Here is a 13,376-nt window from a genome sequence, read left to right as displayed (position 1 = left end):
GTCGCACGGACCTGGAGGCGTTTCGCATGGGGGCTGGCCACGATCACGGGCATACGCACGGCGGGCCGCCTCCGACCGGCACGGCGGCCGCCGCGTACCGGGGCAGGCTCCGGGTCGCCCTGGGGATCACGCTGAGCGTGATGGTCATGGAGATCGTCGGCGGGGTGCTCTCGGACTCGCTGGCCCTGATCGCGGACGCCGCCCATATGGCCACCGACGCCCTGGGGCTCGGGATGGCGCTGCTCGCCATCCACTTCGCCAACCGTCCTTCCGGGCCGAACCGCACCTTCGGCTTCGCCCGCGCGGAGATCCTGGCGGCGCTCGCCAACTGTCTGCTGCTGCTGGGGGTCGGCGGCTATCTGGTCTTCGAGGCGGTCGAGCGGTTCATCACCCCGGCCGAGACGAAGGGCGGCGTGGCCATCGCGTTCGCCGCCGTCGGCCTGGTGGCCAACATCGTCTCCCTCTCCCTGCTGACCCGTGGACAGCAGGAGAGCCTGAATGTGCGGGGCGCCTATCTGGAGGTGCTGGCCGACACCCTGGGCTCGCTCGCCGTGATCATCTCGGCGGGCGTCATCATGGCGACCGGCTGGCAGGCCGCCGACCCGATCGCCTCCCTGGTGATCGGCCTGATGATCGTCCCCCGGACCGTGAAGCTGCTGCGCGAGACGCTCAACGTGCTGCTGGAGGCGGCGCCCAAGGGCGTCGACATGGCAGAGGTACGGGAGCACATCACCGCCCTGCCCGGCGTCATCGACGTCCACGATCTGCACGCCTGGACGATCACCTCGGGCATGCCGGTGCTCTCCGCGCATGTGGTGGTCCGCCAGGAGATGCTCGACTCGATAGGGCACGAGAAGCTCCTGCACGAGTTGCAGGGCTGCCTCGGCGACCACTTCGACGTGGAGCACTGCACGTTCCAGCTGGAGCCGAGCGGCCACGCGGAGCACGAGGCGCGTCTCTGCCACTGAGGCGGGCGCCGGGGCGATGCTAAGGTGGTTTCGCTGAGACGTTCGAGTCTCACGGTGGAGTGGTCTCCCGGAGCACCGGGACCCCTTTCGAGAGGAGCTGAGGTTGATGACGGTCGCGACGACGCCTTCCCGGCGCAGCAATCGGTCCTTCCTCATCTCCAGGGTTTCCGGCTAGAGCCCAACTGTTCGGCCGGAGCCCTCACACTCAAGGGTTCCCACGTTGACCGACCACATCGACGCCTCGCGCACCGAGGCGTTCTTCACCCTGCACCACCGTCTCCCCCGGCAGAGCCCCGGCTCCGACGCCACCACGCGTCGGCTGCTCGCTCTGGCCGGTCCGCAGCCCGCCCGTCCGCGCGTCCTCGACCTGGGCTGCGGTCCGGGCCGTGCCGCTCTGCTGCTCGCCGCCGAGGCGGGCGCCGAGGTGACCGCGGTCGACCTGCATCAGCCGTTCCTGGACGAACTGGACGAGGCGGCCGGGGCCCGTGGCCTCGGCGACCGCGTCCGTACCGTCCGGGCGGACATGGCCGACCTCACCGGCCCCGCGTTCCCGGCGGGGTCCTTCGACCTGATCTGGGCCGAGGGGTCGGCGTACTGCATCGGGTTCGACGCCGCCGTCCGCGACTGGCAGCGGCTGCTCGCCCCGGGCGGCACGATGATGATCTCCGAGTGCGTCTGGACCACGGACGCGCCGTCCGCCGGGGCGCGCGACTTCTGGGACCGCAACGGCTCCCTGCGCACCCTGCCGGAGACCACCGCGGCGGCCGTCGCCGCGGGCTGCACGGTCTCCGCGGTGCTGGTCCAGCCCGACAGCGACTGGGACGAGTACTACGTCCCGCTCGCCGACCGGGTCGAGGGCGCCGATCCGTCGGCTCCCGCCATGGAGTGGGCGCTCGCGGCCACCCGTGAGGAGCTGGCCGTGCGGCGGGAGCACGGCACGGAGTACGGCTACGCCGCGTATGTGCTGCGTCCGGCCGATCCCCGGTGGACCACCCGTCCGGAGACACCGGCGGACCGTGCGGCCGTGCACGCGGTCAACGCGGCCGCGTTCCCGACCCGCGACGAGGCGGACCTCGTGGACGCCCTGCGGGCCGACGCGGATGCCTGGCTGCCGGAGCTCGGCCGGGTCGCCGAGGCTCCGGACGGCTCCCTCGCGGCGTACGCGCTGCTGACCCGCTGCCGGGTCGGCGACGCCCCGGCGCTCGCCCTGGCCCCGGTGGCCACCTCTCCCGCGTACCAGCGGCAGGGGGCGGGGCAGGCCGTGGTGCGGGCGGTGCTGGACGCCGCCCGGGTGCGGGGGGAGGCGCTGGTGCTGGTGCTCGGTCATCCCGAGTACTACCCGCGCTTCGGTTTCGGGCCGGCCTCGCACTATGGGATCCGGCCAGGTTTCGAGGTGCCGGACGAGGCGATGATGGCCCTGGTGCTGGATGATTCCGTCCCTGTTCCGGCAGGCGTGATCCGTTATCCGGCGGCCTTCGGCGTCTGACGGCCCGTCCGTCCCGCCGCGCCCGGCGAGCGCGGCGGGACGGACATGCCCGGCCCCGAAGTGCGGGCAAGCGGCTTTTGTACGGCAGACTTGACCGGACTCCAGGGGCCCGGCGCACGAGGCCGGGGACCAAAGCGAAGGATGGGTATGCCGACCACACCAGCCACCGCGACGCACAGCTCGTCGAACGGCACCGCAGAAGCGATCATGCTCGAACTGGTCGACGAGAACGGCGCCACCATCGGCACCGCGGAGAAGCTGGCGGCCCATCAGGCCCCCGGGCAGCTGCACCGCGCGTTCTCCGTCTTCCTCTTCGACGAGCAGGGGCGGCTCCTGCTCCAGCGCCGGGCGCTCGGCAAGTACCACTCCCCCGGCGTCTGGTCGAACACGTGCTGCGGTCACCCCTATCCGGGCGAGGCCCCGTTCGCGGCCGCCGCCCGGCGTACGTACGAGGAGCTGGGGCTCTCGCCCTCGCTGCTGGCCGAGGCGGGCACCGTTCGCTACAACCACCCGGACCCCGCTTCGGGTCTGGTGGAGCAGGAGTTCAACCACCTGTTCGTGGGAATGGCCCAGAAGGCGCTGAAGCCGGACCCCGAGGAGGTCGGGGAGACGGCCTTCGTGACGGCGGCGGAGCTGGCGGAGCGGCACGCGCAGGCGCCGTTCTCGGCGTGGTTCATGACGGTGCTGGACGCGGCACGGCCGGCGATCCGCGAGCTGACGGGGCCCTCGGCGGGCTGGTGACCCGCGCTCGCACCGCGTACGGGGCGGTCAGAGCTGCGTCTTCAACGGCAGCGCCGCCCAGATGATCTTGCCGCCGCTCGCGGTGTGCTCGACGTCGCAGGTGCCGCCCGCCTCCGCGGTGATCACCTTGACCAGCAGCAGTCCCCGGCCGCCGGTCTGCGCGTAGTCCGTCTCCAGGGCGGTGGGGCGGTAGGGGTGGTTGTCCTCGACCGACACTCTGACCCAGTCGACGGCGATGGCCACCTCGACGGCCAGCTCGGGCGACAGGAGCGCGGCGTGCTTGACGGCGTTGGTGACCAGTTCCGAGACGATCAGCAGGAGCCCCTGGAGGACGTCGTCCTCGATCGGCACGCCCTGCCGGCCGAGGAGATCGCGCACCGCGTGCCGGGCGCTGGGCACGGACGCGTCCACGGCGGGGGCGGTGAAGCGCCACACCCCCTCGTACGACACGGGGTCGGCGGGGGCACTCCCGAGGCTCTCCATCGTCCGGCACCAGCTCTCACTCGCACTGCACTGACCGTCGAGTAAAGAGTGTTAGGAATGGCCTGGTCCGGACCGTGCCACTGATGGGAAGTAGCCAGGTATCGGCGCTATTTGACCGGACGTGACCGCCGTTGCCACCCCAGGGACTACTTCTGTTCTTCTTCTGGTGACTGGCTCAGCTCGTCCGGGGCCGGGGCACTTTCATCGAGCCGCTCCGAGACCATGCTGACGATGCGCCGGCCGCCGACGCCGATGGCGACCAGGCCGAGCCCGTCGAACAGCAGGGCCAGCGAGAAGAAGCAGCCCAGGACATACAGACTGCTGTGCGGCCAGTCGAAGAGCACCAGCAGCCCCAGCAGCAGGCCGAAGGCGCCCTGAAGCAGCGTCCAGCCCATCTGCGGGCCGCGCACCACGACGCTGCCGACCAGCCGGAAGACCCCGCCGGTGAGGAAGAGCAGGGCGGCGAACATGGTCAGCGCCTCGGCCGTGCCCTCGGGGTGCTTGATGACGACGACGCCCGCGGCGATGTTGAGGGCCGCGACCACGACGCCCAGCCAGAAGTAGTTCGTGCCGCGCGACTCGATCGCGTGCAGCAGCCCGACCAGACCGCCGACGAGCAGCAGCCAGCCGAAGAGCAGCATCGAGGTGAGCGTGGCGACCCCGGTGTAGACCAGGCCGATGATGCCCGCGATCACCAGCAGCGTGCCGAGCAGGGCGAGCCAGCCGAAACTGCGGCTGAGCTTCCTGCCCTCGGCGGTGGGTCCGTTCATCGACAGCTCCTTACGGTGCGTGTCCGTCTCGCGACCCCTTCTTGATCATAGGTTCGAACCCCCCGGATAGCATCCGGCGCATGGACCGTACGGAACCCCGCCTGATCCCGTCCGTCGACCGCGGCGTCGCCACCGTCGTGATCGCGAACCCCGCCAAGCGCAACGCGATGACCGCCGCGATGTGGCGGAGCCTGCCGGAGCTGCTGGAGCGGCTGGCGGCCGATCCGGCGGTCCGGGCACTGGTGCTGACCGGGGCCGGGGACACCTTCTGCGCCGGGGCCGACATCTCCACGCTGCGCGGGAGCGCGGACACCGCGCAGGGCCTGGCGGTGGCAGCCGAGGAGGCGCTCGCCGCGTTCCCCCGGCCGACCCTGGCAGCGGTGCGCGGCTACTGCGTGGGGGGCGGCAGCCAGCTGGCCGCCGCCTGCGATCTGCGGTTCGCGGAGGCGGGTGCCTCCTTCGGGGTCACCCCGGCCAAGCTCGGCATCGTCTATCCCGCCTCATCGACCCGGCGGCTGGTCGCCCTGGTCGGCCCGGCCACGGCCAAGCACCTGCTGTTCTCCGGCGAGCTGATCGACACGGAGCGGGCGCTGCGCACCGGCCTGGCCGACGAGGTGCTGCCGGCGGGCGGCCTGGACGAGCGGGTCGAGGAGTACGCACGGGTCCTGGCGTCCCGGTCCCAGCTCACCCAGGCCGCGGCGAAGGAGTTCGCCGCGGGCCTGACGGACCGGGACGGGTACTGGGCCGAAGAGGCACGGGGCAGCGGCGACACGGCGGAGGGCGTCGCCGCCTTCCTGGAGCGGCGCGCGCCCCGGTTCACCTACACCACCGGGCCCTACCGGGTGGTGTGACGGCTCTTGGCCCGCCACTCCTCCACGAGGGCCGCCGGGGCCTTCTGCGGCGAGCCGCAGTCGTAGGGCGGCTGCGGGTCGTACTCCGTGAGCAGCTGCACCGAACGCGCCACGTCGTCGCCCGCGATCCGGCCGAGCAGGGTCAGCCCCATGTCGATGCCGGAGGAGACCCCGGCGGCGGTGACGTACTTGCCGTCGGACACGACCCGCTCCCCGGTGGGCTCGACGCCGAACTCCTTCAGCACCTCCAGCGCCAGCCAGTGCGAGGTGGCCCGCCGGCCCCGCAGCAGTCCGGCCGCCGCCAGCAGCAGCGAGCCGGTGCAGACCGAGGTGGTCCAGCCACTGGTGGCGTCGACCGCGCGCAGCCAGCCGAGCAGGGCCTCGTTCTCCATCTGGTCGCTCTGGCCGGGGCCGCCCGGCACGATCACCAGGTCGGGGGACGGCACCTCGGCCAGCGTCTTCTCCGCGACGAGCGCGAGGCTCCCGCTGTCGTTGCGGACGGGGCCGGTCCGCTCGGCGACGAAGACGGTCTCGGCGTCGGGCGCGCGGCTGAGGATCTCGTAGGGGCCCACCGCGTCCAGGGCGGTGAAACGGTCGAAGAGCAGGATGGCGATCTGCACGGGAGCTGCCTCTCGGTCGGGTCGGTTTTGGTGCTGTCGGCGGTCAGGTGCTGGACGCGGGGGTGCGGAAGCGGCGGCGGTATTCGGCGGGCGCCGTCGCGAGGGTCTTCACGAAGGCGCGGCGCATGGCTTCCGGGGTGCCGTAGCCACTGGCGCGGGCGACCTGTTCGATGCCGTCGGCGGTGTCCTCCAGGAGCCGGCGGGCGTGCTCCAGGCGGACGCGCTCGACGTACCGCCCGGGGGTCGTTCCGGTTTCCGTCCGGAACGCACGGGCGAAGTGCCGGGGCGAGAGCCGGGCGCGGGCCGCGAGGGCGTCCACCCCCAGATCCGCGTCCGGGTGCTCGGTGATCCAGTGCTGGACCTCGCGCAGCGGTTCGCGCTGTGCGGTCTGGGTGCTGAGCTGCGCGCTGAACTGGGCCTGGTTGCCGGGACGGCGCAGGAACACCACGAGGTGCCGGGCGATGTTCAGCGCGAGGTCGCGCCCGTGGTCCTCCTCGACGAGTGCGAGGGCGAGGTCGATGCCCGCGGTGACACCCGCGGAGGTGGACAGTCTCCCGTCCCGTACGAAGATCGGTTCGGGTTCGACGCGAACCGCCGGGTGATCGCGGGCCAGCCGCTCGCAGTAGTTCCAGTGGGTGGTGACCCGGTGTCCGTCCAGCAGGCCCGCCTCGGCCAGCAGCAGCGCCCCGGTGCACACGGAGACCAGCCGCTCGGCCCGCGGCGCGTGCTCCCGCAGCCAGCCGGCCAGCTCGGGGTGGGAGCCCCGGGTGACGTTCCCGCCGGGCACCAGCAGGGTGTGCGGGGCGGGCGCGTCGGCCAGGCTGCTGTCCGGCAGCAGGGTCAGGCCGGCGTCGGCCCGGACGGGGCCGCCGTCGAGCGAGGCGGTCCGCAGTTCGTAGCAGACGCCCGGAGCCCGGCCGGCTCCGGCGAAGACCTCCATCGGGCCGGAGACGTCGAGACTCTGGACGCCGTCGAAGAGGACGACGAGGACGGTTCGCTGCTTCACGTCCACCATCCTGGGCGCTGGGCGGCGATGGCCGCAATGGCGAATATCCCACCTTTCCTGCCATCGCCCCGTCCTGGAGGATCTCCCCGCTCCCCGGGGTTCCACGTCGTACCGACCAGTCGGTAACGTGCAGGTATGAGTTCTCTCCCGGCCCGCGCGGAGCGCCGCTGCCACAACGCCGTCAACCCGCTGCACTCGTGCCTCTTCTTCTCCCCCGACCTCGGTGCGGAGATGGGGAAGATCGGCATCGAGGACCCCAGCGCCGCCTACTTCGCGACCCGGGCCGCCGCGCTCGGCGCGGTGGGTGCGGGGACCGTCACCGCCACCTTCTACAACTTCAACCCCGCCCTGGTCGCCCGCCATGTGCCCGCCGTCTGGGAGACCGCGTCGCCCGAGCAGGTCCTCGGGGCCCGGCTGCGGGCGGCGGACACGACGCTGCGCCGGCTGCTCGGCGAGGAGATCATCGCCTCCGACGAGATGGCGGAGGCGGCGCGGCTCGCGCTGCGCGCCACCGAGGCCTGCACCCCGCACGCCCGGCCGCTGTACGCCGCGCACGCGGATCTGCCGGTGCCCGATGAGCCGCACCTGGCGTTCTGGCACGCCGCGACCCTGCTCCGCGAGCACCGGGGCGACGCGCATCTGGCCGCGCTGCTCGCGGCCGGCCTGGACCCGCTGGAGTCGCTCGTCAGCCACACCGCGACCGGCAAGGGCATGGCCATTCGCTGGATCCTGTCCAGCCGCGGCTGGCGCCGCGCCGACTGGGAGGCCGCGTCCGGCCGGCTGCGGGAGCGCGGGCTGCTCGACACCGCGCAGGAGCTGTCGCTGACCGAGGCGGGCACGGCGCTGCGCGCGGAGGTCGAGGAGGCCACGGACCGGATGGACACCGCGCCGTACGAGCACCTGGGCGCGGCAGGCGTGGAGCGGCTCACCGAACTCGGACGCGGCTTCCTGTTCACGGCCGCCGCCGCGGGCGCGTTCCCGGACTCGGCGACCGGCCGGGCCTGACACCGCACCGCCCGGGAGCCCCGCACACGGTGCCGGGGCTCCCGGGCGTGTTGCCCGAGGTCACGCGACACGACGCCCGGCCACCCGGCACAATGCAGGCCCGGGGGATGCCCCCGGCAAGCAAGAACGTGCTCATCACGACGCGAGCACGGCCAGCACAGCCAGTACGAGAAGGCGAGTCGGGAAAACCGTGACGACGTCCATCGAAGGCAGGATCGCCGAGGAGCTCGGCGTACGTGAGCGACAGGTCAGGGCGGCCGTCGAGTTGCTCGACGGCGGATCGACCGTGCCGTTCATCGCGCGCTACCGCAAGGAGGCGACCGAATCCCTCGACGATGCGCAGCTGCGCACCCTGGAGGAGCGGCTGCGCTATCTGCGGGAGCTGGAGGAACGGCGTACGGCGATCCTCGAGTCGGTACGCGAGCAGGGCAAGCTCGACGAGGCGCTGGAGGCGAGCATCCGGGCCGCCGAGACCAAGGCGCGCCTGGAGGACATCTATCTGCCGTTCAAGCCGAAGCGGCGGACGAAGGCGCAGATCGCCCGGGAGGCGGGGCTCGAACCGCTGGCGGACGGGCTGCTCGGCGACCAGTCGGTCGATCCGCTCGCGGCGGCCGCCGCGTTCGTGGACGGCGACAAGGGCGTCGCGGACGCGGCCGCCGCCCTGGACGGGGCCCGGTCGATCCTCACCGAGCGGTTCTCCGAGGACGCCGACCTCACCGGCGAGCTGCGCGAGCGCATGTGGACCCGCGGCCGGCTGGCGGCGGCGGTGCGCGAGGGCCAGGAGGAGGCCGGCGCGAAGTTCGCCGACTACTTCTCCTTCGCCGAGCCGTTCACCGCGCTGCCCTCGCACCGGGTGCTCGCGATGCTGCGCGGCGAGAAGGAGAACGTGCTCGATCTGGTCCTGGAACCGGAGGAGCCGGAGACCGCCGAGCGGCCGGGCCCCTCCGCGTACGAGAACATGATCGCCCGCCGCTTCGAGATCGCCGACCGGGGCCGCCCCGGCGACAAGTGGCTCGGCGACACCGTGCGTTGGGCCTGGCGGACCCGGATCCAGGTGCACCTGGGCATCGACCTGCGGCTGCGGCTGCGCACCGCCGCGGAGGACGAGGCGGTGCGGGTCTTCGCCTCGAACCTGCGCGATCTGCTGCTGGCCGCCCCGGCCGGGACGCGGGCCACGCTGGGCCTGGACCCCGGTTTCCGTACGGGGGTGAAGGTCGCGGTCGTCGACGCCACCGGCAAGGTGGTGGCCACCGACGTGATCCACCCGCACGTGCCCGCGAACAAGTGGGACCAGGCGCTGGCGAAGCTGGCGCAGCTCGCCAAGGAGCACGCGGTCGACCTGATCGCGATCGGCAACGGCACGGCCTCCCGCGAGACGGACAAGCTAGCCGGTGAACTGATCGACAAGCACCCGGAGTTGAACCTCACCAAGGTGATGGTCTCGGAGGCGGGCGCCTCGGTGTACTCCGCGTCCGCGTTCGCCTCGCAGGAACTGCCCGACATGGACGTGACGTTGCGCGGAGCCGTCTCGATCGCGCGGCGGCTCCAGGACCCGCTGGCCGAGCTGGTGAAGATCGACCCGAAGTCGATCGGTGTCGGGCAGTACCAGCACGACCTGTCCGAGGTGAAGCTGTCGCGGTCGCTGGACGCGGTCGTCGAGGACTGTGTGAACGGCGTCGGTGTGGACGTCAACACCGCGTCCGCTCCCCTGCTTTCCCGGGTCTCGGGGATCAGCTCGGGGCTCGCCGAGAACATCGTGGCGCACCGGGACTCCCACGGCCCCTTCCAGTCCCGCAAGTCGCTCAAGGACGTGGCGCGGCTCGGCCCGAAGGCGTACGAGCAGTGCGCGGGCTTCCTGCGGATCCGGGGCGGCGACGACCCGCTGGACGGCTCCAGCGTGCACCCCGAGGCCTACCCGGTGGTGCGGGCGATGGGCAGGACGGCGGGCGGCGAGGTGGCCTCGCTGATCGGTAACGCGGAGGCGCTGCGGGCGCTGCGCGCGGCGGACTTCGTCGACGACATGTTCGGCCTGCCGACCGTGACCGACATCCTCAAGGAGCTCGAGAAGCCCGGACGCGACCCGCGTCCGGCGTTCCGCACGGCGACCTTCAAGGAGGGCGTCGAGAAGCTCGGCGACCTGGAGCCCGGCATGGTGCTGGAGGGCGTCGTGACCAACGTGGCCGCGTTCGGCGCGTTCGTCGACGTCGGCGTCCACCAGGACGGTCTGGTGCACGTCTCGGCGCTGTCGAAGACCTTCGTGAAGGACCCGCGCGACGTCGTGAAGCCCGGCGACATCGTGAAGGTCAAGGTCATGGACGTCGATGTGCCGCGCAAGCGGATCTCGCTGACGCTGCGGCTGGACGACGAGCCCGGTGCGGGCGGCGGTTCCGGCGGCGGGCAGCAGGGCCGCGGCGAGCGGGGCGGCCGTCCCCCGAAGCAGCGCCAGGGGCAGGGCCAGGGCCAGGCGCAGGGCCAGCCGTCCGGTGGCGGCCAGGGCAGGCAGGGCGGCGGCCGGGACCGGCGCGGCGGCGGCGCGTCCCGGCAGGGCCAGGGCGCTCCGGCTCCGGCCAACAGCGCCATGGCGGACGCGCTGCGGCGGGCCGGGCTGACCGATCCGCAGCAGGGCGGCCGGGGACGCTGAACGACGGCGGTGGGGGCGGGCCGCCGGGTGCGGCCCGCCCCCACCGCCGTAACCGTGCTCAGACTTCCTTGACCTGGCCGTCCGCCACTTCGATGCGGCGCGTCGTCCTGACCGCCGCCAGCATCCGCCGGTCGTGGGTGACCAGCAGCAGGGTGCCCGTGTACGTCTCCAGGGCCGCCTCCAACTGCTCGATGGCGGGCAGGTCCAGGTGGTTCGTCGGCTCGTCGAGCACCAGGAGGTTGACGCCCCGGCCCTGGAGCAGGGCCAGGGCCGCACGGGTGCGTTCGCCCGGGGACAGGCTGGTCGCCGGACGCATCACATGGTCGGCGCGGAGGCCGAACTTGGCGAGCAGGGTGCGGACTTCGGCCGGTTCCGTGTCGGGCACGGCCGCGCAGAACGCGTCCAGCAGCGACTGCGCTCCGAGGAACAGCCTGCGGGCCTGGTCCACTTCGCCGACGACGACGCCCGAACCGAGCACGGCGTTGCCGGAGTCCAGCGGAAGCCGCTCCAGCAGGGCGGCCAGCAGGGTGGACTTGCCCGCGCCGTTGGCCCCGGTGATGGCGACCCGGTCCGCCCAGTCGATCTGGAGCGAGGCGGGCCCGAAGGAGAAGTCGCCGCGCGCCACGCGGGCGTCGCGCAGGGTCGCGACGACGGATCCGGAGCGCGGGGCGGAGGCGATCTCCATCCGCAGCTCCCACTCCTTGCGCGGCTCCTCGACGGCGTCGAGACGTTCGATCATGCGCTGGGTCTGCCGGGCCTTCGCGGCCTGCTTCTCGCTGGCCTCGCTGCGGGCGTTGCGGCCGAGCTTGTCGCCGTCGGTGGCCTTGCGGCGGGCGTTCTTGACGCCCTTGTCCATCCAGGAGCGCTGCATATGGCCGCGCGCCTCGAGGGAGGCCTTCTTGTCGGCGTACTCCTCGTAGCCCTCGCGGGCGTGCCGGCGGGCGGTCTCCCGCTCCTCCAGGTAGGCCGCGTAGCCACCGCCGTACAGGTTGATCTGCTGCTGGGCGAGGTCCAGCTCCAGCACCTTGGTGACCGTGCGCATCAGGAACTCGCGGTCGTGGCTGATGACGACGGTGCCCGCGCGCAGGCCGGACACGAAGCGCTCCAGGCGCTCGAGGCCGTCCAGGTCGAGGTCGTTGGTGGGCTCGTCGAGCAGGAAGACGTCGTAGCGGGAGAGGAGCAGCGAGGCGAGCCCGGCGCGGGCCGCCTGTCCGCCGGAGAGGGCGGTCATGGGCCGGTCCAGGCCCACGGTCAGGCCCAGCTCGGCGGCGACCTGCTCGGCCCGCTCCTCCAGGTCCGCGCCGCCGAGGGCGAGCCAGCGCTCCAGGGACTCGGAGTACGCGTCGTCCGCGCCCGGGGCTCCCGCGACCAGGGCCTCGGTCGCCTCGTCCATGGTGCGCTGGGCGTCGGCGACGCCGGTGCGGCGGGCCAGGAACGCGGCCACCGTCTCGCCGTCGCGGCGCTCGGGCTCCTGCGGGAGGTGGCCGACGGTGGCGGTGGGCGGGGAGAGCCGCAGCTCGCCCTCCTCCGGGCGGTCGAGCCCGGCGAGCAGGCGGAGCAGGGAGGATTTACCGGCGCCGTTGACTCCGACGAGACCGATCACGTCACCGGGGGCGACGACGAGGTCGAGCCCGGCGAAGAGCGTGCGGTCGCCGTGTCCGGCGGCGAGGTCCTTGGCGACGAGAGTGGCAGTCATCAGGGTGCCGATCCTAATCGCCGCCGGGCCGTCCCCGGTCTCCGGTGTCCTGCGCCCCGGCCGTGCCCGGTGCCCCCGCCGCCGGATTCCCCTACCGTCCGTACAGCGAGAGGCGCGGACCGAGGGACAGGAGTGACCGTGAGGGCGGATGTGATCGTGGTGGGCGGTGGGGTCGTCGGTCTCACCACCGCCGTGACGCTGGCGGAGCGCGGACTGCGGGTGCGGGTCTGGTCGCGCGATCCGGCCGGGGCGACGACGTCGGCGGTGGCCGGGGCGCTGTGGTGGCCGTACCGGATCGAGCCGGCGGAGCGGGTGGGCGACTGGTCGCTGGAGACGCTGGCGGTCTACGAGGAGCTGGCCGCCGTACCGCAGGAGACCGGTGTACGGCGGGTGGCGGGGCTGCACGGCGGGGAGCGGTTCGCGGCGCTGGGCCCGTGGGCGGCGGAGCTGTCGGATGCGGTGGAGACGCCCGAGGGGCTGCGGGTGACGCTGCCGCTGCTGGACATGCCGGTCCATCTGGCGTGGCTGGAGCGGCGGCTCGCGGCGGCGGGCGGTGCGGTGGAGCGGCGGGCCGTGACCGGGTTCGGCGAGGCGGCGGCGCAGTGCCCGGCGGTGGTGAACTGCACGGGTCTCGGGGCGCGCGAGCTGGTGCCCGACGCCGGGGTCCGGCCGGTGCGGGGGCAGCTGGTCGCGGTGGCGAACCCGGGGATCGAGGAGTGGTACACCGAGGCGGATCCGGCGTCGGCCGCGACGACGTATTTCTTCCCGCAGCCGGGCCGTCTGGTGCTGGGCGGGACGGCCGAGGCGGATGATCCGCGCACGGAGCCCGACCCGGACACGGCGCGGGAGATCGTGGCGCGGTGCGCCCGGATCAGGCCGGAGATCGCCGGCGCCCGGGTGCTGGGCCACCGGGTGGGGCTGCGGCCGGCCCGGGAGGCCGGGGTGCGGATCGAGGCGGAGGCACTGCCGGGCGGCGGTCTGCTGGTGCACAACTACGGGCACGGCGGCGCGGGCGTCACCGTGGCCTGGGGATGCGCGCGGGCGGCGGCGGCGCTGGTTCGCTGACCCGGGAGCTGCCGGGAGGCGGCCCCCGGGCCCGGCACACCGGG

At 73.2% G+C, this 13,376-nt stretch carries 12 protein-coding genes; 7 read left to right on the top strand and 5 right to left on the bottom strand.

What is annotated here, in order from left to right; all coding sequences use genetic code 11:
• Positions 1-26 precede the first annotated feature (26 nt).
• The 3 genes from ACH4UK_RS15520 to idi all read left to right on the top strand — a co-directional run bounded on the left by ACH4UK_RS15520 (position 27) and on the right by idi (position 3,195).
• Positions 27-968 (top strand): cation diffusion facilitator family transporter, encoded by a 942-nt coding sequence (locus ACH4UK_RS15520; RefSeq protein WP_398356572.1) that lies wholly within the window; start codon positions 27-29, stop codon positions 966-968.
• A 220-nt stretch (positions 969-1,188) separates the two neighbouring features.
• On the top strand, positions 1,189-2,454 hold the full coding sequence (locus tag ACH4UK_RS15515; RefSeq protein WP_398356571.1) for a GNAT family N-acetyltransferase: 1,266 nt from the start codon (positions 1,189-1,191) through the stop codon (positions 2,452-2,454).
• Between the two features lie 147 nt (positions 2,455-2,601).
• Positions 2,602-3,195, top strand: coding sequence for an isopentenyl-diphosphate Delta-isomerase (gene idi, locus ACH4UK_RS15510; RefSeq protein ID WP_398356570.1), 594 nt, complete (start codon positions 2,602-2,604; stop codon positions 3,193-3,195).
• A 27-nt stretch (positions 3,196-3,222) separates the two neighbouring features.
• Here idi and ACH4UK_RS15505 read toward each other — a convergent pair whose 3' ends face one another.
• On the bottom strand, positions 3,223-3,678 hold the full coding sequence (locus ACH4UK_RS15505) for an ATP-binding protein (protein WP_398356569.1): 456 nt from the start codon (positions 3,676-3,678) through the stop codon (positions 3,223-3,225).
• A gap of 146 nt (positions 3,679-3,824) precedes the next feature.
• On the bottom strand, positions 3,825-4,448 hold the full coding sequence (locus tag ACH4UK_RS15500) for an HdeD family acid-resistance protein (protein WP_398356568.1): 624 nt from the start codon (positions 4,446-4,448) through the stop codon (positions 3,825-3,827).
• A gap of 80 nt (positions 4,449-4,528) precedes the next feature.
• Between ACH4UK_RS15500 and ACH4UK_RS15495 the strand changes: the two genes are divergently transcribed.
• Entirely contained in the window at positions 4,529-5,299 is a 771-nt protein-coding gene (locus ACH4UK_RS15495; protein ID WP_398356567.1) for an enoyl-CoA hydratase/isomerase family protein, read from the top strand.
• Here the strand turns inward: ACH4UK_RS15495 and ACH4UK_RS15490 are convergent.
• Positions 5,284-5,919 (bottom strand): DJ-1/PfpI family protein, encoded by a 636-nt coding sequence (locus ACH4UK_RS15490; protein ID WP_398356566.1) that lies wholly within the window; start codon positions 5,917-5,919, stop codon positions 5,284-5,286. The two genes, ACH4UK_RS15495 and ACH4UK_RS15490, sit on opposite strands and share 16 nt — an antisense overlap.
• 43 nt (positions 5,920-5,962) lie before the next feature.
• Complete coding sequence (locus ACH4UK_RS15485; RefSeq protein WP_398356565.1) at positions 5,963-6,934, bottom strand: GlxA family transcriptional regulator; 972 nt, start codon at positions 6,932-6,934, stop codon at positions 5,963-5,965.
• A gap of 126 nt (positions 6,935-7,060) precedes the next feature.
• Here ACH4UK_RS15485 and ACH4UK_RS15480 point away from each other — a divergent pair, with 126 nt between their 5' ends.
• Together ACH4UK_RS15480 and ACH4UK_RS15475 are read left to right on the top strand one after the other, a co-directional pair.
• Positions 7,061-7,930 carry a hypothetical protein gene (locus ACH4UK_RS15480; protein ID WP_398356564.1) on the top strand — a complete coding sequence of 290 codons (870 nt, stop codon included), beginning with the start codon at positions 7,061-7,063 and terminating at the stop codon, positions 7,928-7,930.
• A gap of 190 nt (positions 7,931-8,120) precedes the next feature.
• A complete protein-coding gene (locus ACH4UK_RS15475) occupies positions 8,121-10,571 on the top strand; it encodes a Tex family protein (RefSeq protein WP_398356563.1) in 2,451 nt (816 codons plus the stop codon).
• Positions 10,572-10,629: 58 nt separating this feature from the next.
• Here ACH4UK_RS15475 and ACH4UK_RS15470 read toward each other — a convergent pair whose 3' ends face one another.
• Positions 10,630-12,267 carry an ABC-F family ATP-binding cassette domain-containing protein gene (locus tag ACH4UK_RS15470; RefSeq protein WP_398356562.1) on the bottom strand — a complete coding sequence of 546 codons (1,638 nt, stop codon included), beginning with the start codon at positions 12,265-12,267 and terminating at the stop codon, positions 10,630-10,632.
• Positions 12,268-12,399: 132 nt separating this feature from the next.
• Between ACH4UK_RS15470 and ACH4UK_RS15465 the strand changes: the two genes are divergently transcribed.
• Positions 12,400-13,332, top strand: coding sequence for an FAD-dependent oxidoreductase (locus ACH4UK_RS15465; RefSeq protein WP_398356561.1), 933 nt, complete (start codon positions 12,400-12,402; stop codon positions 13,330-13,332).
• Positions 13,333-13,376 lie beyond the last annotated feature (44 nt).

The organism is Streptomyces sp. NPDC020884 (genome assembly GCF_044333935.1).
In the GTDB taxonomy this organism is placed as follows: domain Bacteria; phylum Actinomycetota; class Actinomycetes; order Streptomycetales; family Streptomycetaceae; genus Streptomyces.
This window is presented reverse-complemented; position numbering and strand designations above follow the sequence as displayed.